The organism is Psychromonas sp. (assembly GCF_047632955.1).
Taxonomy (GTDB): domain Bacteria; phylum Pseudomonadota; class Gammaproteobacteria; order Enterobacterales; family Psychromonadaceae; genus Psychromonas.
In genome coordinates, this window is record NZ_JBLIED010000008.1 from 1 (window position 1) to 13,315 (window position 13,315).

Here is a 13,315-nt window from a genome sequence, read left to right on the forward strand (position 1 = left end):
TTATGTGTTATACCTTCAATCTTTAATATCAATGAACCGGTTATTTTCGGTAGCCCAATCGTAATGAACCCTATCTTGTTTTTCCCCTTTGTCGGAATTCCGATGATCAATGCCACCATCGCCTTTGTCGCGGTCAAAACAGAGATGATTGGTAAAATCATCTCATTAGTTCCCTGGACTGCACCCGCCCCTATCGGCGCAGCTTGGAGTGCCGGTTGGCAGATGAGTAATGGCTTACTGGTGCTTGGCTTAATCGCACTTGATTTGGTTCTCTACTACCCGTTCTTTAAGGTCTATGAAAAAGAATTAATGAAACAAGAAGAAGCGGATTTTGCCGAAGCCAATGGCGGAGCTGAAGCTAATAAAAAAGACGGTGATTTACAACCCGAAACTGTCTGACAAAGCCGCCTTAAATCATTATAACACCATCATAAAATAAGAGGACTCGACAAAAGTCGAGTCCTGCTTACTCAAATAAATAGTCGATTCAACAATGACTGGAGAACAAGATTATGACAATCCAAGCAAATGCAATAGCAGTGGAATCCCCCCTTGAAGATTTAGAAGAAACCGTGATGGAGCTAATTATCAACGCCGGTGAATCGCGCAGCTGCGCGATGCAGGCACTCTATGCCGCAAAAGCCGGTAAATGGGATGAAGTTGATGGATTATTAGCAGAGTCAACAGCAGCAGCCAAACGTGCTCATGTAGTACAAACACAGTTAATTGGCGCGGATGAAGGGACGGGAAAAGTACCGGTTAATTTAATCATGGTACATGCTCAGGATCATATTATGACCTCTATGCTGGCACGGGAGCTAATCGAGGAGCTGATCGAAGTACATCGCAAACTACAAGCAAAAGACTAAAGGGGAAATGAAAATTATGACTAATCAATTACCAAAAGATTTCTTGTGGGGGGGCGCAGTCGCTGCTCACCAGGTAGAAGGTGCCTGGGATCAAGACGGTAAAGGCCCAAGTATTATGGACGTGCTGTCAGGTGGTGATGTTAATACTCATCGTCAAATTACAGAGGGAGTACTTGATGGATACCACTATCCAAATCACCAAGCGACGGACTTCTATCACCATTTCAAAGGCGACGTAGCACTTTTGGCCGAAATGGGCTTTAAATGTTTCCGCACTTCTATTTACTGGCCGCGTATTTTCCCCCAGGGTGACGAATTAGAGCCAAACGAAGCCGGTCTGCAATACTATGATGATCTATTTGATGAGCTGCTAAAGTACGGTATTGAGCCTGTTATCACCTTGTCTCACTTCGAAATGCCACTGCATCTGGCAAAAGAGTACGGTGGGTTTAAAGATCGTCGTTTAGTGGATTTCTTTGTACGTTACGCAGAAACGGTAATGATTCGCTACAAAGACAAAGTTAAATATTGGATGCCCTTTAACGAGATCAACAACCAGCGTGATCTACATCTACCATTGTGGGGCTATTCTAACTCCGGCGTTGATTACACTGTCGAAGAAAACCCCGAAGAGTGCATGTATCAAGTGGTGCACAATGAGTTCGTTGCCAGTGCAAAAGTGGTTAAACTCGGTCATCAAATCAATCCGGATTTCCAAATCGGCTGTATGGTCGCCTGGGTGCCAATTTATCCTTACTCATGTGATCCCGATGACGTGATGCTTGCGCAAGAAGCGATGCGCAACCGCTACTTCTTTAGTGATGTTCATATGCGCGGTGAATACCCTGCGTATACATTAAAAGATTGGCAACGCAAAGGTTATAACATCAAAATGGAGCCTGGCGATCTTGAAATTTTGAAAGAAGGCGTATGTGACTACATTGGCCTCAGCTACTACATGTCGGTTGCCGTTAAAGCGGATGCTAAAGACGACGATCAAGGTTCAATGAGCGGATTTACCGGTAGTGTTAAAAACCCCTATGTCAAAGCATCTGACTGGGGATGGCAAATTGATCCCGTTGGCATTCGCTACTCATTATGTGAACTTTATGAACGCTACAACAAACCACTGTTTATGGTAGAAAATGGTTTTGGCGCGTTAGATGTTGTTGAAGAAAACGGTGAGATAAACGATGACTACCGTATCGATTATCTAAAAGCGCACATCGAAGAGATGAAAAAAGCAGTGATACACGATGGTGTTGATCTGATGGGTTACACGCCTTGGGGTTGTATTGACTGTGTTTCTTACGGTACGGGAGAGTATCGTAAACGTTACGGTTTTATCTATGTAGACCGTCATGACGACGGCACAGGTACGATGGAGCGCAGCCGCAAAAAAAGTTTCAACTGGTATCAACAAGTGATTGAAAGTAATGGTGAGGTTTTATAACAGCAGCTTACAGTCAAAGCTAGTCTAAAACCCCTGAAGAAAAAGGACTTTTGTATATGTAACTTGAGTCCTTTTCTTAATAATAAAAAGTAAGTTTGATTATTAACCCACTCGAATATATATGTATTCCGAGCCTTATTAACAGCTCCAAAAAAGGTGATAAATGAGTACAATTATCGATGTCTGCAACTTAGCTGGAGTATCAAAAACCACCGTCTCACGGGTAATAAACGGCACCGGTCAAGTTAAAAAATCAACTCAAAAAGCCGTTCAGAGTGCCATGGAGCAACTGGGATTCCGCCCTAACAGTTTGGCTCAAGCCCTAGCTCGTAACCAAACTAACAGTCTTGGGCTGGTTATCTCAGACTTCCAAGGCGCCTACTGGAAAACCTTACTCAACCAAGCTTCCATCAGTGCCGAGCTGGCACATAAAGAGCTGTTCATCACCGATGGACATAACGATTGTAAACGAGAGTATGAGGCTGTTCTGCGACTGGCGGATCGCCGCTGTGATGCCATCGTATTATATAGTCGTAAAATGTCGATGGCGCAGTTACAAAAACTCAAACAACAGTTAACTATCCCATTAGTACTGCTCAATAGTGAACTCACAGAGCCTGTTTTTCATACGCTAAGCTTAGATCAGGGGGGGGCTGTGAGCATGATAATGAATCATTTAATAAGCTATGGACATAAAAAAATAGCTTGTATTAGCGGCCCCTTAAATAGCGCCAACGATCAAATTCGATTTGCAGCTTATCAAGATATCCTTAAACAATATGCCATTCCATTTAATCCAAACCTTGCAAAAAAGGCCAACTATGGCCTTCAGGATGGTTATGAGGCTTGCCAGGAGCTGATTAGCAGTCAGCTGCCTTTTACCGCTTTACTGGCCTTTAATGATGATATGGCGCTGGGTGCACTAAAAGCATTAACAGAGGCTGGGATCAGCGTCCCGAAGCAAGTTTCTATTGCCGGAATAGACAACAACCCTATGACTCGTTTTTCTCAACCAGCCATCAGTACAGTCGATTTACCCATTCAGGAAATGATGAAACAGGCGATCAAAATAGCACTCAAACTGGCGGAAGAAAAAACCTGCCCGCTCATATCTCAATACAAAGGAACACTGATCCAAAGAGATTCAATTATCCCGCTTAATGCTAATATAAACTGGCTTACAAGCTAACCTAACTCGCAGCCAAATAAGTCACCAGTGTGTTCCCCAATCAGGACAGTATAATTAATCGGGGTTTTGGCATGGCCGCTTATAAATCAGCATCAGCAGGTAAGTTTAGCTGTCCACGATCAAAGCATCTCTAAAAAATTAATAAAGCTCACTTCAAGCGCTCAATTGAGAATAATTACTCACCTTTTTAGCTCACAGGGCAATAAACAGCACACTCATTGTCGCTATTATAAAAATCACTTTAAGCAGAAGAACACACTGAATCTAACTTATCGCTGTATTTAGACTGCGCACTGATTCCCGTATCACTAATTCACCTGAAAACACGTTTTGTATACTATCGGGTAATTCAGAATTATTTAGATGAGAAAACAATAAGTTAGCTGAATGGGTTACAAATTCATTCATAGGTTGAGAAACAGAGCTAATGGTTGGCTCTAAAAAATCTAAGATTTCAATATTATCTAAGCCAAACAGGGAAATATCTTCAGGGATAGATAAACCCGCTTCGTGTATCGCCTTCATCGCACCAATCGCCATGCCGTCATTAAAGCAGCAAAGCGCTGTAAAATCACAATCTCGCAGCAGTAAATTTTGACAGGCTAAATACCCCCCCTGATAAGTACGCTCGCCTTCTGCTAATAATAAAGGATCTAATTCCGCCCCATATTTATTCAGGGCTTGCTGGTAACCGCTCAAACGTGCTTTCGAGCTTTTTTGATTTAACGGCCCTGAAATATAAGCAATACGCTTATGTCCATGTTGTAATAAATACTCAACGGGTAAAAACGCACTTTTGATGTTGTCCAGCCAGACACAATGGTCCGGGTGCTTAGGCAATTCGCAGTTCATTACTATTAATGGCACCTCAAATTCCTCTATCAATTCACTTAAGGTTTTTTCATTCATAGAGTTATTAAAAAAGGAACTATGGTAGTACAAAACGGCATCACAGCGACGATCCACTAAAGCGCGAATTGATTTCATCCCGCCATCCGGCTCATCATTGGCCTGCGCAATAAGTAAAAACTTATCACTTTCATCGGCCATTTTTTGAAATTTTTCAATTAGTTGCGAAAGGTAACTGGAGATACTCGCGCCCCTCGGGATCACTAAACCAATGGTATTGGTTTGCTTTTTAGAAAGCGATTGTGCTAATACATTAGGTCGGTAATTAAGTTCATCAACCGCCTTAAAAACTGCTTCACAGGTTGCCTGGGAAATTTTTGCCGTGCCGTTTAATACTCGAGAAACAGTAGATACCGCAACGCCTGCTTTGCGCGACACATCCAGCATAGTAGCCATAAATGATACCGACCTTATTAAAGAAAATAGAAAAAAGTGATAGCCAATATTTAAAAAGAAAATGGCCGAATAAAAGTATTGAGCAAGGTATAACCAGCCTTCACCCGTCCAAATATAGATAATATTCCCAACATAACCTTAATTTGGTTGATCGTATTTGAAGTCAATTATCATTTTTGGTCAAGCAAATATGGCGCTTATCGTTGCCACGGTAAAACCTATAAATAACCCTCGAATAAACTGGCAGTTTATCAATGAGTTATTAATCTAAAGGAGATATAAGCTCTATGTTATCAACATACAGAATAATTGGCTCTTTTAGTTTGTACATATAAAAATCAACACCTGCTATGTTGCTTAGATCCATATCCCTTTCTGTAGGTGCATTTTCTATATCGGTTAAATCCACAAAATATTCATTCCACCCGGGATCGATCAATAACCATTTTCCAAATCTATCATTCTGGTTAGATGTATGATTCTCAGATGTTGACTTATCATAATTTTGGTCTGTGATAATAAGCCTAACCTTTAATAATTCTTGGTTCGGATTAAAAAATGAAAATTTAATCTGCTTATACCCTTGCCAATTCCCAGCAAAAAAACGCAATACCGCACGACTATCCTTTTCTGCGGCAAAGGTTATTTTCATTAAATTTGTATCCGACTTCCTTGTTACTGGCAATTCACTCGAGTTGACTATCGATAAAGGCAGATCTGCTTTCCAACGTGTTAATTCAGATGAACTATCAAATTTGGCAATAATGGGAAAATCAATACGTGTTTCAAATTCATCTTTAACCGTTTGCATAGCTGGAAACATGAGGTATAAAAGTAAAATAATATAGAGAAAACGAGAAGCAATTAAAAAATTATTGTTGTTTTTGTTAAAATTTCCAAAAAACAAGTAGGCAAAAAATGCACCAAACAAGTCAGAATAGAGATCGCCAAGCTGGGCACTGCGAGAGAAGAACGGCTGCAGAAGTTCTATTCCACCACCGATAATAAGAGTGAGTAGTAATAACAAAAACAGTTGTTGCTTACTACCACGGCTTTTTATATACGCATTAAATGAGAGTAGCAACCAAGCCCAAAAAGCAAAACTGACAATATGCCCGATTGGCCATAACGCCTCTACCAATCTTTCAGAAATGACCACGGGTACTCGAGAAAAGAACAAAATGATCAATATGAAAGTAATAAGTGAGGCGAATATTTTTTTTAAAATCACAATCAATTGTTACCTTTAAAGGCTAAATGTAGGAAGGTGTAACAAAAGCAGATATCTATCTAGCCATCAAATAGAGACATTAAAACCAGCTGCTTAGCTTGTGCGCCCTTGTACCCTGAATTATGGATTAGGATTGCTTTGCAATTCTCGATATACCGCATAAGTTCGTCGAGCCACATTATCAGAGTGGTATAAATCGCGTGCTAGCACTTTTGATTTCTTTTCCATTGCCAGTTTTAATTGGTTATTATCTAATATTTGTTTACATTTATCAGCAATATTTACCTCGTCAAATGGATTAATTAAATAACCTGTTTCACCATGTTTTACCATATAAGGCATACCGCATCTATTTGAGGTAACAACGGGCACACCAACTGCCATCGCCTCTTCAATACCCATCGGGGAGTTTTCCTCTAAAGACGTTAATGCATAAATAGATGCGGAACTTAACTCTTTCATGACATCTTGAGTCGATATCCTACCTAATAAATGCACATGTTTTTCAAGGTTATTTTCTAATATCCACTGTTCCTGCTCCTGTGCGTACACTTCATCCCCTACACTTCCTGCTATTCTAAGCTGAACGTTATACCCGGCAGCCACCAACAGACCAACCGCTTTGACCAATTTCAATGAATTTTTACGTGGGCAGATTACGGCCGATGTAAAAATAGTACCTACTTTTTCGCTGCGCTCTAATGTAAAGAACTTATCAGAAATAGGATTATCAATATCAAAAATAATGGCAGACGTAACTGACGATAGGTTCTCTCTAACATAAGGACTGATTGAAATTATATTTAGTTGTTTAGCCCAACTTCTCTTTTCAATATATTCCCATAACTTTGATCTTAGCCACTTAAATCGACCATTCGCAAGTAACGTATCTCCGTAAATAAAACCATGAACGGTAAACACTTTAGGAATAGTTAAGTCGTTAACCATAATTCCATAAGTATCATGAGCATGAATTAAATCTGGCTGTAACTTCCGCACATAATCCTCAACCAGTTTTTTACTTTTAGTGACCGCATTGATTAGTTCACTACCACGCGGCTTGGGTAAACGATGGATTGTAACCCTCCCCCAGCTTTCTTGCGTTACTTGTGTGATATTAGGGCATAGAGTAACAACCTGAATATCAAGTTCGACATAAGCCGATAAAGAGTGGACCAAGTTAACACTAACCGCTTCAACTCCACCAAGGGGTCGATTTATATCAATGGGAAACTGTGTGACAAAAGCGAGTCTTATTAATTTCATGACAAAACCTTTTAAATTTGAGTCGCAATATTAATGAAGATTGTTTCAAAACGCTCCATAACATGATCAACGGAATGATTATCCTGATAATAACGACGCGCATTGGAGGAATGTAATTGCCATAATTCACGATTAGTACAAAGTTCACTTATTCCCGAGACTAATTCATCTTTATTAGTTGCGCGGATCCCCAGTTTTCTTTCCTGTATCAAATGATCTGGATCGAAAGTCGAAACAATAGGTAAACCTTGGCTCCATGCCTCCAAAAATGTATTAGGGAAACCTTCATATTCTGACGAACAGCAAAACAAAATACTAGAGCGATAGAGTGCTGGCATATCAGCACGTGCGACCATACCAAGGTAAGTTACATTCTCTAATTGTCTCATCTTATCCGTTAATCCTAGTGAATAAGCATCTTCTTTACTTGGGCTTCCTCCGACAATAAAATTATATTCAGGCAATTCAGAGGCCACTTGTAAAAAAAGCTCTAAGCGCTTACTTTCATGAATACGAGCTGCCCATAATATGGTAGGTTTATCTGTGTACCATTCTAATGGCTGGTATTGATTTTGATCGGGCCCAGGGCATGGCATAGGCATAATTGAAGAATCAATATTAAAACCTTTTTTTAAGGAGTTCTTTTGTATTGTAGTTTGTGCGATGACTTGATCCGCATTTAACAAACCATATTTATATAACCAACGCTCTCTTAGTGTATGCATAATTGGAAAACTAGGATCTGCATCGGCATCATTGGCTAACGAATAAACAAATTTTTTGTTATTTGCTTTACACCATAAAGCGACCTGCCCGGTAATATACTCACCGCAGTTTTGATAATAGACATCAGCATTTGCACGTTTCATGGCACTTATTAATCCCGTCCAACGAGGATAAAAAAAACGAACTCCAGGTAACCCGGAGTCTTGGCGACAAATTTTAATGACATGCACACCATCAATCATTTCATCATGCTCATTACCTTCGGTCCAAGTTAGCAACGATACTTTATGACCTTTTGCCTGCAACCATTTAGCCATCAGACTAGTCTGCCTTTCTACACCACCAATTGCCCCCTGACTTCCTCCCGTAACTGCACCATATGCAAAATGTGCAACAAGACAAATATTTACCATATTATTTTAACCTTGAATTTAAGTAAGCATTAATTAATATATTTACAAACAACCAAAATTTCGCTCAGGTAAATTACTCAATGAATTATATTTAAATTATAAAATTTTTCATATGCAGAAAAAGCTTAATTATTGAGCTGATAAAGAATCTCATATTTTGTTTTATTTGCAGGGAAATTAAAACGTTTTAAAGTCATTAAACTATCATTTACTTCACACAATCCAACATCCGTCGAAAAAGCAGCACTATATCCAGTTTTTTTCAGCAAGCTGATAGCCAAATCATTATAATTGCCGTTAGGATAACAAAAACAATGACATTTTATTGGCAATTTTTTTTCTATTCGTGATTTTGATTGCTGTAATTGTGATAACATTTGTTCTTTAGATAAGTTATCTACTCGCCAATGATCAACAGTATGACTTCCTATATCTAATCGATCTTGCTCAACAGCATTTCGTAATTGTGACCAAGAAACTATCGCAGACCAATCATCATCTGCGCAGATATCTCTAAGAGCCATCCCTGAACGTTGTTCAAGCATCTCAGATAATGCATTAAATAGCTGGTTCATTTCAATCTCGTCAGTAAATATATTCTTGCAGTCATCTCTGAATTTTTGATAACTCGCTTTTAAGGCTTGTCGAGAAGTTGCATTAAATTTATATGCCGTACCTTGGTACTCAAACGAAATTAATTCCCCCATATTCTGTTGCAGCGCATAATCTAGGCGATCAAACCAAAATGGCAGACCGGAATCGATATGCCCCGTCACAACAAATAAGACGGGCTTGATGCCAAACAGCTCACAAATAGGCAGTGCATAGTCAATATTATTACGATACCCATCGTCGAAGGTAATGAGTAGCGCATTATTAATTAATGGTATTTTCCCCTCTAACATAGCGATGCATTGATCAATATTAATGAATTGATAATAATGAGATAAAAGGCCAAGCACACGTTGCAATTCACCCGGGGAGAGCTGAGGCCTTAGCGGATTCCAGCTTGTTTTTTCATGCTGAGTCATAACACCGTGCAACATTAAGATGCAGATTTTATGACGATTTTTGTAGTGTACAAAATCTAAAAAACCTAATTTAGATAAACAGTTTAATATTGATTTTTTTAAAAAAATCTTGCTTTTCATAAATACATCAACCCTCATTAATTAATAACGTGTGTCATATTTATGTTTATTAACCAGCTTAGTGTTGCCGAACTACGGCAACACTAATATGTCACTAAGTTAGTTCAAAGAGCGAACTCAATAAACTTACAAGAACACTTCATCATCAACACGCTAAAAGAGTTACAAATATCATTTTTCTAAATAACATCTTGATTTAACGATTATCATAAATAATATTTTCTTTATTACAATGCAAATAACGAATATCAGTTTACAAACGAATATCTACCTCATCTTTTGGCAACACGTATTTTAAATCATAGAGTATATGGTTATTTTTCCCTAGATCATGTATTTTATCCGCTCCCATCACTTTGAATTGATTATGTGCAACAGCTAAAATAATCGCATCATACGTTCCTTTTTCTGCTGTTCTGATTAAAGACAAACCGTACTCACTCTCTGCTTTTTCATTTGAGCACCAAGGATCTAAAATATCAGGGATGATATTGTATTCTTTTAACTCTTTAACAATATCAACAACTTTAGTATTTCGTAAATCAGTACAGTTCTCTTTAAAAGTTAACCCCATCACTAAAACCTTAGCTCCTCCCACATGAATGCATTTTTTAAGCATTTGCTTAACGAGTTGTGAAACGACATATTCTCCCATTCCATCATTTAAACGACGTCCCGCCAAAATCATCTCTGGGTGATAACCGACAGCAGCCGCTTTATGCGTTAAATAATAAGGATCAACACCGATACAGTGACCTCCAACTAACCCTGGACGAAATGGTAAAAAATTCCATTTTGTCCCTGCTGCTTCTAACACTTCCAATGTATCAATACCAAGCTTATTAAAAATAATAGAAAGTTCATTAATTAATGCAATATTTACATCACGCTGTGTATTTTCAATAACTTTAGCTGCTTCAGCTACTTTTATAGAGCTTGCTTTATGTGTTCCCGCAGTAATAATTGATTTGTAGATCTGATCAACTTTCTCTGCGACTTCAGGAGTGGAGCCCGAAGTAACTTTTAATATGTTTGTTACACGATGCTCTTTATCTCCAGGATTTATACGTTCTGGACTGTAACCCGCAAAAAAATCTTTATTAAAAACAAGCCCCGACACCTGCTCAACAATAGGAATACAAACTTCTTCCGTAGCTCCAGGGTAAACCGTTGATTCATATATAATAACATCACCATTACTGATGATTTTACCGAGCATTTCACAGGCTTTAATAAGTGGTGAAAAATCCGGTTGTTTATGTTCATTAATAGGTGTCGGTACTGTAACGATATAAACATTAGATTGTTTTAAATCATCGCTAGAGTAACTGTAACTTAACATTTCAGCCTCTTTCAGCTCTTCTGAAGAACACTCTAGCGTTGAATCTACCCCTTTACACAGTTCCGAAATTCGAGTTTTATCTATGTCAAAACCAACTGTGGGGCACTTTTTACCAAACTCTACAGCCAGAGGTAAACCTACATAGCCGAGACCAATAATTGTTATTTTCGTATTTGAGATATCAAACATCTATGAAATCCTTTTTGACATATTAGTTTTAAGGTTAGTGATAATCCACGGTGTATTATTTATTTTCTTTGTAGAATACGTTCTATTTATTGCGCTTAAGTAGTGTGCGGATATTGGTAATTTTAAGTACAAATACATTAATAGATAATATGCGAAAAAAATCAACATTACCTTCTATCACTTTTAAGCAAGCCTTGATAATGAGAAAACAAACTTTCTACATAAATTTCAATACTGAACTTCTGTAAGTTTTGTTGTGCAGTTTTGCTCAACCGAGTTTGCAGTTCAGAATCGGATATAACTTTTATAATTTTTTCAGCTAGCTCATCTGAATTTTCTCTTTGAAAAAGAAAACCATTTTTACCATTTTCTAACACCTCAGGAATCCCTCCCGTGTCAGTACCAATACAGGGTAAACCTGTAGCCATTGCCTCAATAAGTGCCGCACCTGCACCTTCTGAGCGGGAAGGAAAAATAAAAAGATCACTTGCTTTAAGAATCTCAGGAATATCACTACGATTTCCGGCAAAAAGCACACCCTCTACTAAATCATATTGATTGATTAGTGAGCATATTTTTTGATAATATGCTTCAGATGTTTTTTTCCCGACCAATAACAATTTTGTATTGGGAATTTTTTTATATACCTTTGCAAAGGCCTTTATTGCGATATCCCACCCTTTGACTTCAACAAAATGACCAACTGCAGTTATAACAACATCTGACTGTTCTAGATTAAATTCATCTCTTATGCCCGCACCCGTTGCGGCAAAAAATCTCTCGAGTGGTACGGGAGCACGCACTGTGGTTATTTTTTTTTGAAACCCAACTTGCTCGCATATCTCTTTTCCCGCAGCATCACTTATTGCCAATATTCGATTCGAAAATAAGCAAGTAATTCTGGTGCTTAGCATTAATTTTTTCAAGCCTTTAGGAGGGATACCCTGCTCATAATAAGAAGACATAGCTAATTTAGACCACACTCTAACAGGAACTCTTGCAAACATAGCTCCTATGATTGGGCTAGTATGATCGTTATAGCAATGAAATACATCACACTTTACTTTTCGAAGGAGCTTAAAATTACGAAAAACACTCGCCAGATCAAAATTGCCTTTAGATCTCGATTGATAAATGATTTCACAACCAGCTTCTATAAAGGGTTCAATTAATGCGGGATCATCTGGTTTCTTTGATAAAACTAACCAATTCTTCCATCCATGTTCTGCACATTTATTAACCAACTTTACCGAACGAAGCCATTTCGACGTCGCAACAATTGGGAACCCTCCCCAGTAATGAACAATATTTATTTCCTTTCCCAACTGTAACCACCTTGAATTTCATATTGAAAGCTAGATTTATCAATGATAGCAGCCTAACTTAAAATAGATTAAAAATAAGCTTTTATGAAAAACCTAACCATTACTTTTTTGTTAAAAAATGACTTTATAAATAAAATCTTCCTTCCCAGTGAATGCTAGCAAAATGAAAAAAAGTAACTAATGTTACCCATTAAATCGAACCCATGCTTATAAATTCAATGCGAAAAGTTATGTTATTTATTTGATATTTTACACCGCCCCTTGCCTTCGTCTGTATTTTTTTATTTGATATTGTCTAAGTTTTTGTAATTTAACTAACTATAGCTGAAATACTGAAATTTAGTTGTTCCTTTTGAATATCATAAAAATTTACCTGGTTACCCATGAAGTTCAGTCATACTAACAACTTTTGTGGTATAGGTGGTATTCGCAGCGCTGTACGCATAAAGCGAGGAACCTATTCTCAAGATTGAAACGACGATTGAATCTTGATCAATATTCTGCTGAGTATCTCGGTAAATGCCTAGTATTAGTTGAATGGTAAGTACTTGTAAATGAGTTCCTTGCGTTACCAATCATTGTATTAACCTTGATGAGCTGCTCCTTAGTGACGCTTTTAGGGCCTCCATCAGTTACTGTCACTGATCATAAAAGGACGACATTGCTCTTTCAAAGTTACATAAAAATTGGTAAAAATACCGTTTAGTCTTGGCAAATATTAAATCACCGATACGAACAATTGCATTTATAAGATAACAACCTAGATATAATAACAGTTTGTCTTATAGTTATGACTTATTTACATTTAAGATATATATTTTTGTATTTAATTTACTTTAATTCATAGTTGGTATTA

Annotated in this window: 10 protein-coding genes and 1 pseudogene; 4 read left to right on the forward strand and 7 right to left on the reverse strand. The window is 37.9% G+C overall.

What is annotated here, in order from left to right; translation table 11 throughout:
* The 4 genes and pseudogenes from ACJAZP_RS07300 to ACJAZP_RS07315 form a co-directional block, all read left to right on the forward strand.
* A pseudogene (locus ACJAZP_RS07300) lies at positions 1-399 on the forward strand (hypothetical protein); the annotation flags it as partial.
* A gap of 113 nt (positions 400-512) precedes the next feature.
* Positions 513-869, forward strand: a complete 357-nt coding sequence (locus tag ACJAZP_RS07305) for a PTS lactose/cellobiose transporter subunit IIA (protein ID WP_415230087.1) — start codon at positions 513-515, stop codon at positions 867-869.
* Between the two features lie 16 nt (positions 870-885).
* Positions 886-2,322 (forward strand): 6-phospho-beta-glucosidase, encoded by a 1,437-nt coding sequence (locus ACJAZP_RS07310; RefSeq protein WP_415230088.1) that lies wholly within the window; start codon positions 886-888, stop codon positions 2,320-2,322.
* 163 nt (positions 2,323-2,485) lie between these two features.
* On the forward strand, positions 2,486-3,511 hold the full coding sequence (locus tag ACJAZP_RS07315) for a LacI family DNA-binding transcriptional regulator (protein ID WP_415230089.1): 1,026 nt from the start codon (positions 2,486-2,488) through the stop codon (positions 3,509-3,511).
* A gap of 264 nt (positions 3,512-3,775) precedes the next feature.
* Here the strand turns inward: ACJAZP_RS07315 and ACJAZP_RS07320 are convergent, their stop codons facing one another.
* The 7 genes from ACJAZP_RS07320 to ACJAZP_RS07350 all read right to left on the reverse strand — a co-directional run bounded on the left by ACJAZP_RS07320 (position 3,776) and on the right by ACJAZP_RS07350 (position 12,459).
* Positions 3,776-4,816, reverse strand: coding sequence for a LacI family DNA-binding transcriptional regulator (locus ACJAZP_RS07320; RefSeq protein WP_415230090.1), 1,041 nt, complete (start codon positions 4,814-4,816; stop codon positions 3,776-3,778).
* Between the two features lie 262 nt (positions 4,817-5,078).
* A complete protein-coding gene (locus ACJAZP_RS07325) occupies positions 5,079-6,047 on the reverse strand; it encodes a carbohydrate binding domain-containing protein (RefSeq protein WP_415230091.1) in 969 nt (322 codons plus the stop codon).
* A 120-nt stretch (positions 6,048-6,167) separates the two neighbouring features.
* Positions 6,168-7,313 (reverse strand): glycosyltransferase family 4 protein, encoded by a 1,146-nt coding sequence (locus tag ACJAZP_RS07330; protein WP_415230092.1) that lies wholly within the window; start codon positions 7,311-7,313, stop codon positions 6,168-6,170.
* Positions 7,314-7,324: 11 nt separating this feature from the next.
* Positions 7,325-8,452 (reverse strand): glycosyltransferase family 4 protein, encoded by a 1,128-nt coding sequence (locus ACJAZP_RS07335; RefSeq protein ID WP_415230093.1) that lies wholly within the window; start codon positions 8,450-8,452, stop codon positions 7,325-7,327.
* 125 nt (positions 8,453-8,577) lie between these two features.
* Complete coding sequence (locus ACJAZP_RS07340) at positions 8,578-9,603, reverse strand: polysaccharide deacetylase family protein (protein ID WP_415230094.1); 1,026 nt, start codon at positions 9,601-9,603, stop codon at positions 8,578-8,580.
* 253 nt (positions 9,604-9,856) lie between these two features.
* Positions 9,857-11,134 carry a Vi polysaccharide biosynthesis UDP-N-acetylglucosamine C-6 dehydrogenase TviB gene (gene tviB / locus ACJAZP_RS07345; protein ID WP_415230095.1) on the reverse strand — a complete coding sequence of 426 codons (1,278 nt, stop codon included), beginning with the start codon at positions 11,132-11,134 and terminating at the stop codon, positions 9,857-9,859.
* Positions 11,135-11,301: 167 nt separating this feature from the next.
* Positions 11,302-12,459 carry a glycosyltransferase family 4 protein gene (locus ACJAZP_RS07350; RefSeq protein WP_415230096.1) on the reverse strand — a complete coding sequence of 386 codons (1,158 nt, stop codon included), beginning with the start codon at positions 12,457-12,459 and terminating at the stop codon, positions 11,302-11,304.
* Positions 12,460-13,315: the final 856 nt, after the last annotated feature.

Excerpts from the sequence above, each read along its gene's own strand:
- ACJAZP_RS07340 (WP_415230094.1), bottom strand. The coding sequence starts at position 9,603 with ATGAAAAGCAAGATTTTTTTAAAAAAATCAATATTAAACTGTTTATCT.
- ACJAZP_RS07305 (WP_415230087.1), top strand. The coding sequence starts at position 513 with ATGACAATCCAAGCAAATGCAATAGCAGTGGAATCCCCCCTTGAAGAT.
- tviB (WP_415230095.1), bottom strand. The coding sequence starts at position 11,134 with ATGTTTGATATCTCAAATACGAAAATAACAATTATTGGTCTCGGCTAT.
- ACJAZP_RS07330 (WP_415230092.1), bottom strand. The coding sequence starts at position 7,313 with ATGAAATTAATAAGACTCGCTTTTGTCACACAGTTTCCCATTGATATA.
- ACJAZP_RS07310 (WP_415230088.1), top strand. The coding sequence starts at position 886 with ATGACTAATCAATTACCAAAAGATTTCTTGTGGGGGGGCGCAGTCGCT.
- ACJAZP_RS07335 (WP_415230093.1), bottom strand. The coding sequence starts at position 8,452 with ATGGTAAATATTTGTCTTGTTGCACATTTTGCATATGGTGCAGTTACG.
- ACJAZP_RS07320 (WP_415230090.1), bottom strand. The coding sequence starts at position 4,816 with ATGGCTACTATGCTGGATGTGTCGCGCAAAGCAGGCGTTGCGGTATCT.
- ACJAZP_RS07315 (WP_415230089.1), top strand. The coding sequence starts at position 2,486 with ATGAGTACAATTATCGATGTCTGCAACTTAGCTGGAGTATCAAAAACC.